Here is a 17,200-nt window from a genome sequence, read left to right on the forward strand (position 1 = left end):
GCCGGCTGCGCCGCCTGCGCGAGATCAGCGCTCGACGGGCGGGATGGGCGGATCGGATGCCGCGCGCAGCGCCTGCTCGACCGTCGACCCGACCAGTGCCGAGAGGTAGCCGCCCGGGTTGTCGATCCCGATGCCGCGCAGCAGCCCGGTGGCCTGCCGCACGATCGATCGGGAGAACTCCGACGCCGTGGCGATCGCCTCGGCGTAGGCGGCGCGATCCTGCTCGACGATCACGACGGGCTCGCACCCCATCTCCACCGCCAGCGCCTGGGCGATCGGCAGCACGGCGGCCGGCGCGGTCACGGCGGCGAACGCGGCCTGCAGCTGCCTCAGGTCGATGGTGGTGCCGGTGAACGAGATGGCGGGGTGCACCGCGAGGGGGATCGCTCCGCGCTCGGCGGCCGGGCGCAGCACCTCGGTGCCGTATGCGGGATCGGTGTGCAGAACCAGCTGCCCCATCTGCCAGCCGTCGAGCTCGGCGATGCCGCTGACCAGCCCTGGCAGCTCGGCATGCGGCACGGCTACGATCACCAGCTCGCTGCGCCGGATCACCTCGAGTGGCTCCAGCACGGGCACCCCGGGCAGCACGGCGGCCGCGCGCTCGTCGTCCGATCCGGACGTGATGCCCGTGATCGCATGGCCCGCACCGGCCAGCGCGGCGCCGATCACAGGTCCCACCCGGCCTGCGCCGATGATGCCGATGCCCAGGCGTCCGTCACGAGTCACGGCTGGGCCGCCTCGGCGGCGTGCTCGGCCCAGCGGTGCGTGCGGTCGGCCGACGCGGCGACGGCCGCCGCGCGGCTGACCCCGTCGAGCAGCGCGATCGCGTCGTCTCGCTCGAGGCCGGACAGGTTGCCCGTCACAGGGCCTGCGACCGAGTGGATCTGCCCGCGCGCGACGCGCTGCAGCCGTTCGAGCGGGCTCTGCGAGATCGACACGCTCTGCAGACGCGCGAGCGGGAAGACGGCCAGCCGGCGCCACAGGTACCCTCGGCGCACCAGCACGGCGTGCGCGGTCAGCCGGTATCCGTGCCGTTTCCACGAGAGCGGGCGGCGCCAGGCTGCGCGCCGCGGGATGGTGCGGTACGGATCGTCTGCGACCGGTCCGGTCACACCGTTCTCCCACATGGCGGCGATCTCCTGCGGCGCGATGCCGGGAAGCACCAGCCCGAGCACCCGCTCCACGTCGGCGCGACGTCCGACGGGCAGCACGATGTTGAACTGCTGCGCGTTGCCGGACGACTGCTGCGCGGCGCTCTTGCCGGTCATCCGGTTGATCTTCACCGTCCACCAGCCGAACGGGCGCCAGAGCAGCGACTGCGACACCTCGACGGCGAAGATGCGGCCCGGCGGGAGCGTCTCGGTCACGGTCGTGAGCAGCCCGAACGTGATGCGCACGCCGTCCGCGGTCGATGCGATCGAGTAGCGCAGCGACTTCGAGATCTGCGCCCAGGTGATGCCGACCACGGCGATGACCAGCGGGATGCCCATGCCGAGGCTGAGTCCGATCAGGCCGATCGTGATCTCGGCGGAGTCCTCGCCGTCGGCCGTCATGCCGAGGTACATGGCGACGATCGAGATCAGGTAGATCGCGCCGAAGAACAGGATCCACAGCACCGCCGAGATCAGCTGCGACCCGATCAACCGACCGGCGGGGATCTTCACGACGCTCTCGGGGGCGACGTCGGCGAGGTCGACGCCCTCGATCAGGCCCGACACCCCGGCGTTCACCGACCCGAGGATCTGCTCACGGGCGGTCTGGGAGGGCGCGGCTCCGGCTGCCGTCATGCGGGCGCTGCGTGCGCCGGCGGCCAGCCGCAGGATGTCGGCGCGCACCGCCTCCGCCTTGGTCGTCGAGAGGTACTCGAGCGGCACGTTCGCATCGTTGCCGGCACCGACGACCTCGAGCTTGGCCAGCCCGATCAGGCGGGCCGGGAACGGGCGGGTGAGGTTCACGCCCTGCACGCGGTCGAGCGGCGCGCGGCGGTGCGAGCGGAACAGCAGACCCTTGCGCACCTCGACATGATCGCCGGTGATGCGGAACTGCTGGAACCGCCACAGGAACCAGAAGATGGCGACGAGCAGCACGACGAGCCCGAGCACGGCGAGCAGCGCCAGCAGCACGAGGTCGTTCTCGAGCACCCAGTCGACGGGATCGCCGCTCTGCCCCATGTAGCCGGCCTCATCGGGGGCGAAGAGTCTCACCGCCCACGCAATGAACTTGTCGCGCATGTTCGTGATGACGATGCCCGCCACCACCAGCAGGGCGAGACCGCCCTTGAACAGCGGCGTGAGCGGATGCATGCGGTGCCAGTCGCCGTCGGCGAGCGACGACGAGCCGCCGTCCGGCAGGGTCCCCGGCGCGACGGGTGCGGCGGCGTCGGGCGCGTGCTCGGGCGTGCTCACAGCCCGGTCCGTCGGGTCTCGGCGACCTGGATGAGCGTGTCGCGCAGCGCCTCTGCAGCTTCCTGCGTGAGCCCGGGGATCTGCACCCCGGTGGCCGCGGCCGCGGTGACCATCTTCAGCTGCGAGAGGCCGAAGATGCGATCGAGCGGCCCCTGCGTGATGTCGACCAGCTGCATGCGGCCGTACGGCACGGCGACCATCCGCTGCCACAGGATGCCACGGCGGAAGACCACGTCGTCGGCGCGCAGCATGTATCCGAGAGCGCGCGCCTGGCGCGGGAGGATGATCATGGTGATCACGTCTATCGCGATGAACGCTCCGGCGGGGATCCAGACCCATTGCTGGTCGAGCACCGTCGCCGCGATGACGGCCGCGACGGCGACGAGCACGGTGATGATCGTGTTCTGCACGAACTGCGAGACGACGTAGCGCGGGGAGATCTGGTGCCAGGTGCCGTCGAGCGCCAGCGCGGCGCTGCTGCGCGGTGCGCGGATGCCCGAGTACGTGCCCTCGTCGAGCACGACCGGGGCGGAGGGGGCTGCGGGCGGAGTGAACGGGTTCGGCTCACGGGGCGGGTTCGTCTGGCTGTCGCTCATCAGGATCCTTCGGCAGTGTGCAGAACTGTTCCGCGATGAGCGCCACACCGACCAGCAGCGCCGCGCCGATGATGAGGGCGATCATCGCCACCACCGACCCTACCGGCGCGGGCACCGGCCGGGTGGCCAGGAAGAGCAGCAGGCCCGCCCCGAACCCGGCCATGATCGCGCCGAGCAGACCCGACGCCCGGGCGAGGGTCGCGGCGCGCAGCGCCCGGAACGGGTCGATGCGGCGCCCGCCACGGGTGCTGCGGCGAACCGGCCAGGCCAGTGCCAGCACGGCCACCGCGACGAGCACGAGCAGCACGGGCAGGAAGCCGGACGGGGTGAAGGTCGCTCGCCCGGTGACCGTGAGGAGGTGGTCGAAGGCGAAGCCGGCGCCGGTGGCCAGCAGTGCCAGCACGACAAGCAGACCGGCGGACGTGCGCTTCATCGCGTTCCCGATGAGCGAAGCCGGTGCACCAGTTCGTCGACGCGGCCCGACCCGGGCAGCACGGCGTCGGCGTCGAGGCTCAGCCACGGCTCGAGCACGAACAGCCGCTCCGCGGCTCGCGGGTGCGGCACCTGCAGATGCTCGGCGTCGCTGGTGAAGTCGCCGTAGGCGATGAGGTCGAGGTCGAGGGTGCGGTCGCCCCACCGCTCGAGGCGCACCCGCCCCTGCTCCTCCTCGATCGCGTGCAGCATGCCGAGCAGCACCTGCGGAGCCAGTCGCGTGGTCAGCAGCGCGACGGCGTTGAGGTACGGGGGCGCGTCGGGATCGGGGCCGTCGGGTTTCACCGCGACGGTCTCGATCGGCTCCGACATGACCAGCTCGTCGACGAGCGGCAGGCGGCGCAGGCGCTCCGCCGCCGCGTGCAGCATCTCGCCGCGATCGCCCTCGTTCGATCCCAGAGCGATCACCGCGACCTGCGGCTCCCGGCCCGGCCGAGGGTCGGGCAGATCGGAGAGGTGCGTGAGACGACGGTCCATCACGCCCTCCCGCGGCGGACGGTGACCGAGACGTCGGCGAAGGTCTGCTCGATCGGCGCGTGCGGCTTGTGCACGGTGACCGTGACCGCCGCGACGCGCTCGACGTCGAGGGCCGCATCGGCGATGCGCTGCGCGAGCGTCTCGATGAGGTTGACCGGTTCGCCGGCGACGATCGCGGCGACCCGGTCGGCGAGTTCCCCGTAGTGCACCGTGTCGGCGACGTCGTCCGATGCCGCGGCTGCGGCGAGCGGCAGCTGCAGGGTGAGGTCGATCGTGAACTCCTGGCCCTGCCGACGTTCGAAGTCGAAGACGCCGTGGTACCCGAACACGGTCAGCCCGGTGAGGGTGATCTCATCGACCATGTCCATTCAGGCTCCGTCCCATGCGGTGGTCACGGCCAGCGCGTCGCGGGTGGCGGCCACGTCGTGTACCCGCACCGCCCACGCTCCGGCTCGCGCCGAGAGCGCGCTGGTGACGGCGGTGGCGAGGTCGCGACGCGGCTGGTCCGCGTCGCCGTCGAGCGTGTCGGCGAGGAATCGCTTGCGCGAGGTGCCGATCAGCACCCGGTGCCCCAGCGCGACGATCTCGTCGAGCCCGCGCAGCACCTCCCAGTTCTGCGGCCCCGATTTGGCGAAGCCGATGCCCGGGTCGAGGATGACGCGTGACGGCGCGATGCCGGCCACCGCGGCGGCGGTGACGCGGTCACGCAGCTCGGATGCCACCTCGCGGGCGATGCGCGTGTACTGGGCGCGGGCGTACATGTCGGCCGACGGCCCGCGCCAGTGCCCGATCGCGATGTCGGCGTCCAGGTCGGCGACCGTCGCGAGCATGTGCTCGTCGGCGAGACCGCCCGAGACGTCGTTGACGATGCGGGTCCCGGCGCGTACGGCGGCGGCGGCGGTGTCGGCGTTGAGTGTGTCGATCGAGGTGGGGATGCCCTCGGCGGTCAGCGCCTCGATGACGGGCAGCACTCGACGCTGCTCCTCGGCGGCGCCGATGCGGTCGGCTCCGGGGCGCGTGGACTCGCCGCCCACGTCGATCATCGTCGCTCCCTGCGCACGCATGGTGCGCGCGCGGGCGACGGCGATGTCGAGGTCGAGGTACCGGCCCCCGTCGCTGAACGAGTCGGGGGTGATGTTCAGGATGCCCCAGATGCCCGTCATCCGTGACCCCCCGAGCTCGGGCTGCCGATCAGGGCGATGAGCTCGGCGCGCGCCGTGGGTTCGGTGAACGCCCCGCGGGCGGCGATGGTCACCGTCGTCGAGAGCGGCTGACGGCCGCCGCGCATGGTCACGCAGCCGTGGGATGCGTCGAGCACGACGAGCACTCCCCTGGTGTCGAGGTTCTCGGCGATGGCATCCGCGATCTGCTCGCCGAGCCGCTCCTGTACCTGCGGACGGGTGGCGAGCGTCTCGACGACCTTGACCAGCGCCCCGAGGCCGACCACCTGCTCGCCGGGCAGGTAGGCGATGTGCGCGACGCCGGCGAACGGCAGCAGGTGGTGCTCGCAGACCGAGCGGAAGCGGATGTCGCGCAGCAGCACCGCGCCCGAGGGCAGTGTGTCGGGTGCCGGGCCCCGGGAGACGCTGATCGTGCGCGCGAGGTGGACGGCGGGATCCTCGCCGACGCCGGCGAAGAACTCCGCGTACAGCTCGGCCATCCTGCTCGGGGTCTGCGTGAGACCCGGGCGATCCGGGTCCTCGCCGATCGCCTCGAGCAGCTCGCGGGTGAGCCGCTCGACGCGCGACCTGTCGACGCTCACGTCACGCCGTCGCCGGTCGGGCCTGCCCGCCGGTCGCGGGCGAGCCGGCGGCCCGGGTGGCATCGGCAGGCTGCGCGGTCTGCGCGGCGACGCCCTCCTCCACACGTCGGGGCATCGCGATCGGGGGCAGCGTCGAGACGGGACGCTCTTCGCTGGAGAGCCACTGCGGGCGCTCGGGGAGCTTGCGCACCCCGGTGAAGATCTCGGCGATCTGATTGTGGTCGAGCGTCTCCTCCTCGAGCAGCGCCAGCGCGAGGCGGTCGAGGATGTCGCGGTTCTCGCTGATCACCTTGTACGCCTCGTTGTGCGCCTGCTCGATCAGCGCGCGCACCTCGGTGTCGACGCGCTCGGCGACCGTCTCGGAGTAGTCGCGGCCGCGCCCCATGTCACGACCGGCGAACGGCTCGCCGCCTTCGGAGCCGAGCTTGACCGGCCCGAGCTGCGTGGTCATGCCGTACTCGATGACCATCTTGCGGGCGATGCTGGTCGCCTTCTCGATGTCGTTCGAGGCGCCGGTGGTCGGGTCGTGGAAGACGAGCTCCTCGGCGACACGACCGCCCATGGCGTACGTCAGCTGATCCTGCAGCTCATTGCGGGTGACCGAGTACTTGTCGTCGACAGGGAGCACCATGGTGTAGCCGAGCGCCTTGCCCCGGGGAAGGATCGTGATCTTGGTGACCGGGTCGGTGTAGTTCATCGCCGCCGCGGCGAGGGCGTGGCCGCCCTCGTGGTACGCCGTGATGAGCTTCTCCTTGTCCTTCATCACGCGGGTACGGCGCTGGGGTCCTGCGATCACCCGGTCGATGGCCTCGTCGAGGGCGCGGTTGTCGATCAGCTGGGCATTCGAGCGGGCGGTCAGCAGGGCCGCCTCGTTCAGGACGTTGGCGAGATCGGCACCGGTGAATCCGGGGGTCTTGCGGGCGACGACCTCGAGGTCGACCGACTGCGCGAGCGGCTTGCCCTTGGCGTGCACCTCGAGGATCTGCTGGCGGCCCTTCATGTCGGGGGCGTCGACGCCGATCTGCCGGTCGAAGCGACCGGGGCGCAGCAGCGCCGGGTCGAGGATGTCGGGGCGGTTCGTCGCCGCGATGACGATGACGTTCGCGTTCGGGTCGAAGCCGTCCATCTCGACGAGCATCTGGTTCAGCGTCTGCTCGCGCTCGTCGTTGCCACCGCCCATGCCCGCACCGCGGTGACGGCCGACGGCGTCGATCTCGTCGATGAAGATGATGGCCGGGGCGTTCTCCTTGGCCTGCGTGAACAGGTCGCGCACGCGGGATGCCCCGACGCCGACGAACATCTCGACGAAGTCCGAGCCGGAGATCGAGTAGAACGGAGCGCCCGCCTCGCCCGCGACAGCGCGAGCGAGCAGGGTCTTTCCGGTTCCGGGAGGGCCGTACAGCAGCACGCCCTTCGGGATGCGCGCGCCGATGGCCTGGAACTTGGCCGGGTCCTGCAGGAACTCCTTGATCTCGTGCAGCTCCTCGATCGCCTCCTCGGCGCCGGCGACGTCGGCGAAGGTGACGGTCGGGGTCTCCTTGTTGACCAGCTTCGCCTTCGACTTGCCGAACTGCATGACCTTGCTGCCGCCGCCCTGCATCGACGACAGCAGCCACCAGAAGAGCAGGCCCAGCAGCACCAGAGGCAGCAGCAGCGAGAGGAAGCCGTCGAACCAGGTCGCGCGCGGCACGACATCGTTGACGTCCTCGGCCTTGATCTCGGCCGCGTCGATGGCCTCGACGACCTGATCGGCGCGCGCCTCGACGTAGTAGAACTGCACGTTCTTCGCGCCCTCGAACTCCTTCGAGAGCGTCAGGTCGACCCGCTGGTCGCCGTCGGTGTTGACGACCTTCGTCACCGTGTCGCCCTTGAGCAGCTCGAGGCCCTGCTGCACTGTGACCTGCGTCGGTGCGGACAGGTTCGAGATCAGCAGGAAACCGGCGAACAGCAGTGCGCCGATCAACGCGACGTAGATCAGCGGATTGCGGGAGACCTTCTTGACGTCCATGATGCGTTCAGCGTACCGCCCGGTGTTCAGGCGTCCGCTGTGCGTTCACCCTCGGCGGAACCGCTCAGCTGTACACGTGCGGTGCGAGCACGGCGACGTCGCGCAAGTTGCGGTAGCTCTCGGCGTAGTCGAGGCCGTAGCCGACGACGAACTCGTTGGGGATGTCGAAGCCGACGTACTTGCAGTCGATCTGCACCTTCGCCGCCTCGGGCTTGCGCAGCAGTGCGAGCACCTCGATCGATTCGGCGCCGCGGGACTCGAAGTTCTCGAGCAGCCAGCTGAGGGTGAGCCCCGAGTCGATGATGTCCTCGACGATGAGCACGTGCTTGCCGTGCAGGTCGGTGTCGAGGTCCTTGCGGATCTGCACCACGCCGCTCGACTTGGTGCTCGCGCCGTAGCTCGACACGGCCATCCAGTCCATCGGCGCGTTCATCATCAGACGGCGCGAGAAGTCGGCCATCACCATCACCGCGCCCTTGAGCACGCCGACCAGCAGCAGGTCCTTGCCGGAGTAGTCCGTCGCCACCTGCGCGGCCAGCTCCTCGAGCTTCGCGTGGATCTCCTCCTCGGTGACGAGGATCTCGGTCAGGTCGTCCTGGATGTCGGCAGCGCGCATGCAACGATCTTAGGTCGATCACCTGGGCCTTCCGCACTACTGTGAGCGGTGAAGCGGGGCATCCGCCCGGCGGGAAAGGAACACATGGACGTCGATGAGATCCTCAAGCAGGTGCCGATCGATGACATCGCCGAGCGCTTCGGTGTCAGCCCCGATGTCGCTCGCCGGGCGGTGAACGAGGGCGGCGCGACCCTGCTGGGCGGGCTCGCGAAGAACGCCGAGACCGACGAGGGCTCGGCGGCGATCGAGAAGGCGCTGAACCGGCACGGCGGCTTCACCGGCGTCTCGAAGGTCGACGACGTCGATCAGGCCGACGGTGAGAAGATCGTGAAGCACGTCCTCGGCGACCGCAAGGGCGAGGTCACCGAGACGCTGAACAAGAGCGAGAAGACGGCCGGCGGCATCGACTTCGGCAAGCTGCTGCCGATCCTCGCGCCGATCATCATGGGCATCATCGCCAACAAGAGCAAGGGCCGCTCGGGCCAGGGCGGCGGCGGAATCGGCGACATCCTCGGCGGGCTGCTCGGCGGCGGGCAGGGCTCGTCCGGCGGCGGGCTGGGAGACATCCTCGGCGGCCTGTTCGGCCGCAGGTAGCCGCTACCGCGCGGTGAACACGATCTGCCCGCCGGCCCGCCGCGCGGTGCAGGCGGGCAGATCGATCGGCCCCTGACCCGACCAGTCGGTCGCCAGCCGCGCCACTTCGAGCGTCTGGCCGCGCGTCAGGCTGACTCCGAATTCGCTGTCGACGACGAGGCGGATGATGCGGTTGCGCAGAGCGGCAGGGTTCGCGGCGAGCGCGGCGACGCTCACGGCGATCCCCGCCTCGGCGTGCTCGACGATGTCCTCGATCGTCTCGTGGATCATCTCCTCGAACGCTTCGGCGTCTTCGCGGAGCTGCTCGGCCGTGCGCGCCAGCGCCTCCGCGATGCCCGGGCCCAGCTCGGCCTCGAGCACCGGCAGCACCCGCTCACGGGTGCGCACCCGGGCGTAGCGGTCGTCGACGTTGTGCGGATCGTCCCAGACCTCGAGAGCGGATGCCGCGCAGAACCGGCGCGTGATCTCGCGGCGCACCCCGAGCAGCGGCCTGATCCAGAGCAGGTCGTCGTCGCCCCTGCGGACGGGGGCCATGCCCTGCAGGCTCGCCGCCCCCGAACCGCGCGCGAGCCCGAGCAGCACGGTCTCCGCCTGATCGTCGAGGGTGTGCCCGAGCAGCACCGCGTCTGCCCCCTCCGCGCGAGCCGTGGCGCGGAGAGCCGCGTAGCGCGCGTCGCGGGCGGCCGCCTCCGGCCCGTCCGGATGCCCGGCATCCACCTGCACGGGCAGCACCAGGGCATCCGCCCCCAGCTCTCGCGCCTGCGCGGCCGCTCGGGCGGCGATCGCGTCGGACCCGGGCTGCAGGCCGTGGTCGACGACCGCGGCGATCACACGGCCGCCGAGCTTGCCCGCCTCGAAGACGGCGGCAGCGGTGAGCGCGAGCGAATCCGCGCCCCCCGAGAGGCCGACGACGACCGGCGCCCCTGCGAGCGGCGTGATCGCAGCGCGGACGGCACGGCGGACTTCGGCGATGGCGGGATCGAGCGAGGGCACGCCCCCACGCTAGCGCGGTCAGCGCGCCGACCAGCCGCCGTCCATCGTGTAGCTCGCCCCGGTCACCATCGCCGCCTCGTCGCTCGCCAGCCACGCGACGAGCGAGGCGACCTCGGCCGGCTCGACGAGTCGCTTGATCGCGCTCTCGGTGAGCATGATGCGATCGAGCACCTCGGCCTCGTCGATGCCGTGCACCCGCGCCTGATCGGCCAGCTGCTTCTCGACCAACGGGGTGCGCACATAGCCGGGGTTGACGCAGTTGCTCGTCACGCGGTGCGCGCCGCCCTCGAGCGCGGTGACCTTCGACAGCCCCTCGAGTCCGTGCTTGGCCGTCACGTACGCCGACTTGTAGGGCGAGGCGCGCAGTCCGTGCACCGACGAGATGTTGATCACCCGGCCGAAGCGCCGCTCGTACATGCCGGGCAGTGCGGCGCGCACGAGCAGGAACGGCGCTTCGAGCATGAGCGCGAGCATGCGGCGGAAGTCGTCCGGGTCGAACTCCTCGATCGGGCTGACGTGCTGGATGCCGGCGTTGTTCACCAGGATGTCCACGCCCGACAGCGCGACGGCGAGTCGATCATCCGACACCGCCTCTCTGTCGAGCAGGTCGACGACCCATGGCGTGCCGCCGACGGCCTCCGCGACGCGCGCGCACCCCTCGGCGTCGCGGTCGGCGACGACGACGTGCGCCCCGCGTGCGGCGAGTGCCTCGACGATGGCGAGGCCGATGCCGCTCGCCCCGCCGGTGACCAGCGCCCGGCGCCCCGCCAGCGGTGTGGCTGAGGGGTGCGGCGTGGCGTCGGGTTGCTGGGTCATGTCGTTCCTCCGGGGCGATGCGGACGGGTGGTGGCCGGGCCGGATGTCAGGCGCCGGTTCTCGCCGTGCTCAGGCCGTGCTTCACGGCGTCGGCCTCGTCGACCGCCAGCAGCGAGACGCCCTTGGTCTCACGCAGGGTGATCACGGCGACCGCGGTGATGGCGCAGGCGATCGCGACGTACACGGCGACCGGCACCCACGACGAGAACTGCTGCAGCAGCGCGGTGGCGATGATCGGCGCAAGCGATCCGGCGACGATCGAGGTCACCTGGTAGCCCAGCGAGACGCCCGAGTACCGCATGCGGGTGGGGAACATCTCGGCCATGATGGCCGGCTGCCCGGCGTACATGAGTGCGTGGAAGCAGAGTCCGATCGAGACCGCGGCGATGATGATCAGCGGGTTCAGGGTGTCGAACATCGGGAAGGCGAAGAACGCCCACAGCGCGCCGAGCACAGCACCGGCGAGATACACCGGGCGACGCCCGAAGATGTCGGAGAGGCGACCGGCCTGCGGGATGACGACGAAGTGGATGGCATGCGCCACGAGCAGCGCCAGCAGCAGCTGACTGGTGTCGTACTCGTGCACCGTCTTCAGGTACACGATCGTGAACGACACGATGATGTAGTACAGGATGTTCTCGGCGAAGCGCAGGCCCATGGCGCCGAAGATGCCGCGGGGGTACTTCTTCACGACCTCGAGCACGCCGTACCCGGCGGCTTTGTCGGCCTCGACCTGCGCACGCGCCTCGAGGAAGATCGGCGCCTCGCTGACGTGGGTGCGGATGTAGTAGCCGATGATCACGACGATCGCCGAGACCCAGAACGCCACGCGCCAGCCCCAGCCGAGGAACTGGTCGGCGGGGAGCAGCCACGACATGCCGAGCAGCACGAGGGTGGCGAGCAGGTTGCCGACCGGCACCGCGGCCTGCGGCCAGCTCGACCAGAAGCCGCGCGAGCGGTCGGGGCTGTGCTCGGCGACGAGCAGCACGGCGCCGCCCCATTCACCGCCCACGGCGAAACCCTGGATGAAGCGCAGCAGCACCAGCAGCGCGGGGGCCCAGTAGCCGATGGCGTTGTAGCCGGGCAGGCATCCCATCAGGAACGTCGCGACGCCGACGAGAATGATCGTGACCTGCAGGGTGTGCTTGCGGCCCAGGCGATCGCCGATCTGGCCGAACACGATGCCGCCCAGCGGGCGGGCGATGAATCCGACGGCGTAGGTTAGGAACGCCGCGATGATGCCGTCGAGCTCGGTGCCGGCGTCCGGGAAGAAGTAGCTGCCGAAGATCAGCGACGCGGCGGTGGCGTAGAGGAAGAACTCGTACCACTCGACGACGGTGCCGACCATGGAGGCGGCGACGATCTTCTTGAGGCCGGACGCTCTCGTCTCGGCGGGGGCGCTCGTGCTCTGGACGCTCATGTGCACTCCTTCGTGTGTGAGCTCGCGGGTCTCAGCAAGTATCGGCAGACGACTCGGTGTGCATCAATGACCAGTCGAGCAGAGCCCGTGTGCACAATTGCAGATGTGAATGCCTCGACGACGCCCTCGCCCGACCCGCACGATCTGCTGATCCTGCTCGAGGTGTCGCGATCCGGCCGGTTCATCACGGCCGGCCAGACGCTCGGGCTCAACCACACCACCGTGTCGCGCCGGATCGCCGCGCTGGAGAGCGCCCTGGGCGGCCGGGTGCTCTCCCGCAGCGCAGGCGGGTGGGAGCTCACCGAGCTCGGGCGGCGCGCGAGCAGAGCCGCGGAAGACGTCGAGCGGGCGATGAACGGCATCCTGCGCAGCGACGGGCCGGTCGATCCGATCGCCGGCGTGGTGCGGATCTCGTCGACCGATGGGTTCAGCGGCTTCGTGATCGCCCCGGCGGTCGCGCAGCTGCGCCGCAGACATCCGCGGCTCAGCGTCGAGATCGAGAACGTCACCCGTCGCGCGCTGCAGCACCGCTCGGGCCTCGACATGGAGGTCGTGGTCGGCGAGCCCCAGGTGCATCGCGCCGAGGCGATCCGGCTCGGCGAGTACGCCCTCGGGATGTACGCGTCGCGCGAGTACCTCGACGAGTTCGGCACCCCGGCGACGATCGACGATCTCGCCGGTCACCCCCTCGTCTACTTCGTCGACTCGATGCTGCAGGTCGACGACCTGGACGCCCCACGCCGCCTCGTGCCGGGGATGCAGGACTCGCTGAGCTCGACGAACGTGTTCGTGCACGTCGAGGCGACGCGGGTCGGCGCGGGGATCGGATTCCTGCCGTGCTTCCTCGCCGACGGGCATCCGGATCTCATCCGCATCCTGCCGGAGGACTTCGACGAGCGACTGCCGTACTGGCTGGTGCTGCGGGCAGACTCCCTGCGCCAGCCCGCCGTGGCGGCGGTGGCGGATGCCCTGCGCCGGCGCACCGCGCAGGTGCAGACGCAGCTGCTCGGCGGCTCGGGCGCGCGCGAGTAGGCTGGTCTGCGGCATCCACCGTCTTTCGACACCGTCGAACCAAGGAGAACAGCACATGGGCGCACACGACGCCGTCATCGAGATCCCGCGCGGAAGCCGCGTGAAGTACGAGGTCGACCACGAGACCGGTCGCGTCCACCTCGACCGCGTCCTGTACACCACGTTCGGCTACCCGGCCGATTACGGCTACTTCGACAACACGCTCGGCGAGGACGGCGACCCGCTCGATGTGCTCGTGCTGCTCGACCACGCCATCTACCCCGGCGTCGTGGTGAACGTGCGGCCCGTCGCCGTGCTGAAGATGAGCGACGAGGCCGGTGGCGACGACAAGCTCGTGGCCGTGCTGTCGAAGGACCCGCGCTGGGCTCACATCCAGGACATCGGCGATCTGCCCGAGTACACGAAGAAGGAGATCGCGCACTTCTTCGAGCACTACAAAGACCTCGAGCCGAACAAGTGGGTCAAGGTCGACGCGTGGGGCGATGCCGCCGAGGCGCAGCGCATCCTCGACGAGGCGATCGAGCGCTTCGCGAACGACGGTCACTGAGACCTTCCGCCCGCAGGGCGGCGCAACGACAGAACCCCCGGCCGAGCGGCCGGGGGTTCTCGCGTGTGTACGCGTCGTCGCTCAGAAGGCGCCGCGACGCGACAGGAAGCTGTACGGGTCGGTCGTGCCGCCGCCGGTGTACACCTCGAAGTGCAGATGGCATCCCTGCGAGGCTCCGGTGTTGCCCGAGTAGCCGATGAGCTGTCCAGCGCTGACGTGCTGGCCCGAGCGCACGGCGAAGTGACTGAGATGCGCGTACCCGGTGGCGATGCCGCCACCGTGCTGGATGCGCACGTAGTTGCCGTAGCCGCCGTTGTACCAGGCGACGTCGACCCGGCCCGACGAGGCGGCGTAGATGCCGGCTCCGCAGCCGTTCGCGAAGTCCAGTCCGCGATGGAACGTCGAGCGGCAGACGCCGTTGGTGCATCGCGGCGGGCGCGGCCCGTAGCCGGAGGAGATGCGGCCGCCGTGCGGACGACGCCATGCACCGCCACCGCCACCGCCGCCGCTGCCGCCCCCGCTGCCGGAACCGCCGCCTCCGCCGCCTTGGTTGTTCTTCGCGGCCTCGGCCTCTTCGCGTCGGCGGCGCTCCTCCTCGGCGCGGCGACGCGCCTCCTCGGCCTTGCGACGACGCTCCTCCTCGAGCTTGCGCTGGCGCTCGCCCTCCTGGTACGCCGCGACGGTCGCCGTGGTGTTGTCCTTGAGGGCGGCGAGCTGCGCCTCGAGCGTGACGAGGTTCGCCTGACGCTCTTCGAGGGCTGCCTGCGCGGCATCCGCGGCCTGTTGCGCCGCGATCATCTTCTCTTCGGCGATCTTCTGCAGACGGTCGCGCTCGTCGCGGGCAGCGGATGCCTGATTGCTGAGCGACTGAGCGGTGTCACGAGCGGATGCCGCGCGGTCGGCGACCGTGCGGTTGTACTCGACCAGCTTGTCCATGCTGCCCAGGCGCTCGAGCAGATCATCGGCGCCGTCGGACGATTCGGAGAGGAACAGCTCGAGAGCGGCCTCGTCTCCGCCGCTGCGGTAGAGCTGGTTGGCGACCTGGCCGGCCTTGCGAGCGCTGTCGTCGGCGATCTTCGCCTGCTCGTCGGCCTGCGCCTGCAGGTCTTCGGCCTTCGCGGCCTGATCGAAGTACGCCTGCTGCGCGTTGTAGAACTCCTCGCCCGCCTTGCGCGATGCCCCCTCGGCGGCAGCGGCCTGCTCGGTGAGCGTGCGGATCAGCGCCTCGATGCGCGTGATCTCGCTTGCCTTCGCGGCCTCGTTCGCCTTGGCCCGCTGCACATCGTCCCAGCTGGGGTAGTCGGCGGCCTGCGCCGACTGGGTGCTCGCCGAGACGCCGAAAGCGGTGAGGGCGATGGCGCTCAGGGCGCCGACGGCGATGGCTCCGCGACGGGTGACAGACGACCGCGACCACAGGGCTTCGCGTTCGGCCGGCGTCGGCGCACAGCCGCAGTCGGCCCCTGCGGATCGGGCATCCGCAGAAAGTTCCTCGTTCACTCGGCTCCTTCCGCCGGATTCACAGCTGCAACAGTAACAACATTCGTCACAACTGCACCAGAGGGCGCCGCCCTCGGCCTGCGGCTGGCACGCGTTCACGAGCGCATGCGAGCCCTTCCATCGTCCACCCGAAACGCCCGGGATGGAAGCAGACCCGCCCTCGATTTCGTTTTTCTCCTCTCTCCCCCTTATGCTTGAGCGTCGGCAAGGGAAACCCCCGGGAATCTCTTCGGCCCCATCGTTTAGCGGCCTAGGACGCCGCCCTTTCACGGCGGTAGCACGGGTTCGAATCCCGTTGGGGTCACTCTTCCGATACAATTGAAAAGTTATGGCCCTGTAGCGCAGTTGGTTAGCGTGCCGCCCTGTCACGGCGGAGGTCGCGGGTTCAAGTCCCGTCAGGGTCGCTCCGAGCGTTGAGCCTTCTTTCGAGGAGGCTCTTCGTCTAGGGTGCGGCAGATCATGATGTGCCGCACGGCTCTGTAGCTCAGTTGGTAGAGCGTTCGACTGAAAATCGAAAGGTCACCGGATCGATGCCGGTCGGAGCCACGTAGCGGAGATTACACCGCTGCCGAACCCTCGCAAGGCTTCTACTTGCGGGGGTTCTTCTTGTGCCGGCAAGGAGACCAGGCCGGCACGTGCGCTCGTCAGCGCCGAACTTGGCGCTGACATGCTCACACTTCCGGCCAGCTGGTGGTCAAGTACGCCTCCAGAGCGCGATGGCGGAAGGTGTACAGCCGTCCGCGATCGATGATGCCGCGCTCTCGGTCGAGCCTCTGCGAGGTCGTGCCGGCGTCGGTGGCCTTGCTGAGCCCCATCCCCTCGGCGATGCGACTGAGCGTTCGCTCCGCGACGGGGAGGGATGCCATGGCTTCGACGAACTGCTTCTCGCGACGCGGAAGTCGATCGAGGATGCGCTCGATGTGAGCCGTGGCTTCTCGTTGTGCCGATCGCCAGCCCTGACGCACCTGGTCGATGGTGATCACCCGGGTGTCACCGGCGTACCACGCCTGCTCGCCGGCGAGCTGGAACAGGAACGGCTCACCTCTGCAGAGGTCGACGACCTTCGCGGCCGCCTGCTTCTCCATCCGGATCGGTACGGTGCCGCCGGAGCCGTCGGGCACGTCCCACCCACGCAGAACGAAGTCCTGCAGAGCAGCTGCCAGGTCGTCGTCGCTGAGTGGTGCCAGCGTCTCGGTCTTGAACCGTCTGGCGAAGGTGGCGACCTTGCGCGCCCTCGCCATGTCCTCGAAGTCGGGCAGCCCCGTGAGGTACACCGCGATGGGCAGCGTGCGCTCGACGCGGCCACCCGGGACGTCCACCTCGATCTCGTGGACGATGGCGTCACCGAGCGCGATCAGCAACTGCGACAGCACCTCACCATCGGTGATGTTCTGCACCTCGTCGAGGTGGATGAGGACCATGACGTCTCCGCGCTCAGCCGCGGCGGTGCCGATCTCGATGAGCAGGTCAGTGAGCGCAGCATGGGGCTCGGGGCCCTGCCGGTCGCGAAGAGTGAGGCCGATGCCGGAGACGGCGACGGCCTGGACGCGGGAGATGGCGTCGGCGATCCGCCTCTCCCGGGAGGCCGGAAGCCCGGCGTCGTCGGCGAGCTTGAGCAGCGCGGTGGCGACGAGCTTCAGCGGGTCGGAGCCCGACGGGACGCGCAGCTGCTGGGTCACCCAGTCACCAGCGGCCGCCGCCTCTTTCGCGATGCGCCGCACGAGCGTGGACTTGCCGAGACCCGGCTCGCCGAGGATCGTCCGGCCTCGCTCGTACAGCCCGGCGAGTCGGCGCGGGCGCACGACGTCGCGCCAGTCGCTCAGCTGCGCGGTGCGACCGGCCCACACAGCGGGGATGACGTCGGAACCGGGGTTGAAGGGATTGTCGACCGCGTTGCGCATGTTGGTAAGTTTACCAACAGCAGTAGATCTTGGTAAACTTACCA

Annotated in this window: 18 protein-coding genes and 3 tRNA genes; 6 read left to right on the top strand and 15 right to left on the bottom strand. The window is 69.9% G+C overall.

Annotation, left to right across the window (positions count from 1 at the left end):
* Positions 1 to 24: 24 nt before the first annotated feature.
* From V2S04_RS07490 to hpt, 10 genes are all read right to left on the bottom strand, one after another.
* On the bottom strand, positions 25 to 726 hold the full coding sequence (locus tag V2S04_RS07490; RefSeq protein ID WP_413637878.1) for a DUF2520 domain-containing protein: 702 nt from the start codon (positions 724 to 726) through the stop codon (positions 25 to 27).
* Positions 723 to 2,405, bottom strand: coding sequence for a PH domain-containing protein (locus V2S04_RS07495; protein ID WP_413637880.1), 1,683 nt, complete (start codon positions 2,403 to 2,405; stop codon positions 723 to 725). Before V2S04_RS07495 ends, V2S04_RS07490 begins: the two co-directional genes overlap by 4 nt.
* Entirely contained in the window at positions 2,402 to 3,001 is a 600-nt protein-coding gene (locus V2S04_RS07500; protein ID WP_413637881.1) for a PH domain-containing protein, read from the bottom strand. The genes V2S04_RS07495 and V2S04_RS07500 overlap by 4 nt, the downstream gene beginning before the upstream one ends.
* Positions 2,970 to 3,434 (bottom strand): DUF3180 domain-containing protein, encoded by a 465-nt coding sequence (locus tag V2S04_RS07505; RefSeq protein WP_413637882.1) that lies wholly within the window; start codon positions 3,432 to 3,434, stop codon positions 2,970 to 2,972. The genes V2S04_RS07500 and V2S04_RS07505 overlap by 32 nt, the downstream gene beginning before the upstream one ends.
* Complete coding sequence (gene folK / locus V2S04_RS07510) at positions 3,431 to 3,970, bottom strand: 2-amino-4-hydroxy-6-hydroxymethyldihydropteridine diphosphokinase (protein ID WP_413637884.1); 540 nt, start codon at positions 3,968 to 3,970, stop codon at positions 3,431 to 3,433. The genes V2S04_RS07505 and folK overlap by 4 nt, the downstream gene beginning before the upstream one ends.
* Complete coding sequence (gene folB, locus V2S04_RS07515; RefSeq protein ID WP_413637885.1) at positions 3,970 to 4,338, bottom strand: dihydroneopterin aldolase; 369 nt, start codon at positions 4,336 to 4,338, stop codon at positions 3,970 to 3,972. Before folB ends, folK begins: the two co-directional genes overlap by 1 nt.
* A complete protein-coding gene (folP, locus tag V2S04_RS07520; protein WP_413637886.1) occupies positions 4,339 to 5,133 on the bottom strand; it encodes a dihydropteroate synthase in 795 nt (264 codons plus the stop codon).
* Positions 5,130 to 5,732, bottom strand: coding sequence for a GTP cyclohydrolase I (gene folE, locus V2S04_RS07525; RefSeq protein WP_413637887.1), 603 nt, complete (start codon positions 5,730 to 5,732; stop codon positions 5,130 to 5,132). The genes folP and folE overlap by 4 nt, the downstream gene beginning before the upstream one ends.
* Position 5,733: 1 nt before the next feature.
* Positions 5,734 to 7,740 (bottom strand): ATP-dependent zinc metalloprotease FtsH, encoded by a 2,007-nt coding sequence (gene ftsH, locus V2S04_RS07530; RefSeq protein WP_413637888.1) that lies wholly within the window; start codon positions 7,738 to 7,740, stop codon positions 5,734 to 5,736.
* A gap of 64 nt (positions 7,741 to 7,804) precedes the next feature.
* Complete coding sequence (gene hpt / locus V2S04_RS07535) at positions 7,805 to 8,356, bottom strand: hypoxanthine phosphoribosyltransferase (RefSeq protein WP_099195784.1); 552 nt, start codon at positions 8,354 to 8,356, stop codon at positions 7,805 to 7,807.
* 84 nt (positions 8,357 to 8,440) lie between these two features.
* Here hpt and V2S04_RS07540 point away from each other — a divergent pair, with 84 nt between their 5' ends.
* On the top strand, positions 8,441 to 8,950 hold the full coding sequence (locus V2S04_RS07540; protein WP_413637889.1) for a DUF937 domain-containing protein: 510 nt from the start codon (positions 8,441 to 8,443) through the stop codon (positions 8,948 to 8,950).
* 3 nt (positions 8,951 to 8,953) lie between these two features.
* Here the strand turns inward: V2S04_RS07540 and tilS are convergent, their stop codons facing one another.
* The 3 genes from tilS to V2S04_RS07555 are packed head-to-tail and all read right to left on the bottom strand — an operon-like array spanning position 8,954 to position 12,179.
* Positions 8,954 to 9,943, bottom strand: a complete 990-nt coding sequence (gene tilS, locus V2S04_RS07545; RefSeq protein WP_413637890.1) for a tRNA lysidine(34) synthetase TilS — start codon at positions 9,941 to 9,943, stop codon at positions 8,954 to 8,956.
* Between the two features lie 18 nt (positions 9,944 to 9,961).
* Positions 9,962 to 10,759 (bottom strand): 3-hydroxybutyrate dehydrogenase, encoded by a 798-nt coding sequence (locus V2S04_RS07550; RefSeq protein ID WP_413637891.1) that lies wholly within the window; start codon positions 10,757 to 10,759, stop codon positions 9,962 to 9,964.
* Positions 10,760 to 10,805: 46 nt separating this feature from the next.
* Complete coding sequence (locus V2S04_RS07555; protein ID WP_413637892.1) at positions 10,806 to 12,179, bottom strand: MFS transporter; 1,374 nt, start codon at positions 12,177 to 12,179, stop codon at positions 10,806 to 10,808.
* A 66-nt stretch (positions 12,180 to 12,245) separates the two neighbouring features.
* Between V2S04_RS07555 and V2S04_RS07560 the strand changes: the two genes are divergently transcribed.
* Together V2S04_RS07560 and ppa are read left to right on the top strand one after the other, a co-directional pair.
* Positions 12,246 to 13,211: a LysR family transcriptional regulator gene (locus V2S04_RS07560; protein WP_413637894.1), complete on the top strand. Its 966-nt coding sequence runs from the start codon at positions 12,246 to 12,248 to the stop codon at positions 13,209 to 13,211.
* 55 nt (positions 13,212 to 13,266) lie between these two features.
* Positions 13,267 to 13,758, top strand: a complete 492-nt coding sequence (gene ppa / locus V2S04_RS07565) for an inorganic diphosphatase (RefSeq protein WP_340087516.1) — start codon at positions 13,267 to 13,269, stop codon at positions 13,756 to 13,758.
* 81 nt (positions 13,759 to 13,839) lie between these two features.
* Here ppa and V2S04_RS07570 read toward each other — a convergent pair whose 3' ends face one another.
* On the bottom strand, positions 13,840 to 15,255 hold the full coding sequence (locus V2S04_RS07570; protein ID WP_413637895.1) for a peptidoglycan DD-metalloendopeptidase family protein: 1,416 nt from the start codon (positions 15,253 to 15,255) through the stop codon (positions 13,840 to 13,842).
* A gap of 231 nt (positions 15,256 to 15,486) precedes the next feature.
* Here V2S04_RS07570 and V2S04_RS07575 point away from each other — a divergent pair.
* The 3 genes from V2S04_RS07575 to V2S04_RS07585 all read left to right on the top strand — a co-directional run bounded on the left by V2S04_RS07575 (position 15,487) and on the right by V2S04_RS07585 (position 15,801).
* Positions 15,487 to 15,559 (top strand) — tRNA-Glu (locus tag V2S04_RS07575).
* 26 nt (positions 15,560 to 15,585) lie between these two features.
* Positions 15,586 to 15,659 (top strand) — tRNA-Asp (locus V2S04_RS07580).
* A gap of 69 nt (positions 15,660 to 15,728) precedes the next feature.
* Positions 15,729 to 15,801, top strand: a tRNA-Phe gene (locus V2S04_RS07585).
* Positions 15,802 to 15,926: 125 nt separating this feature from the next.
* On the opposite strand, the gene V2S04_RS07590 is transcribed toward V2S04_RS07585, so the two are convergent.
* Positions 15,927 to 17,156: an ATP-binding protein gene (locus V2S04_RS07590; RefSeq protein WP_413637896.1), complete on the bottom strand. Its 1,230-nt coding sequence runs from the start codon at positions 17,154 to 17,156 to the stop codon at positions 15,927 to 15,929.
* Between the last annotated feature and the right edge of the window lie 44 nt (positions 17,157 to 17,200).

Origin of the sequence: Microbacterium sp. OR21, from assembly GCF_047306785.1 — a bacterium.
Classification (GTDB): Bacteria; Actinomycetota; Actinomycetes; order Actinomycetales; family Microbacteriaceae; genus Microbacterium; species Microbacterium esteraromaticum_E.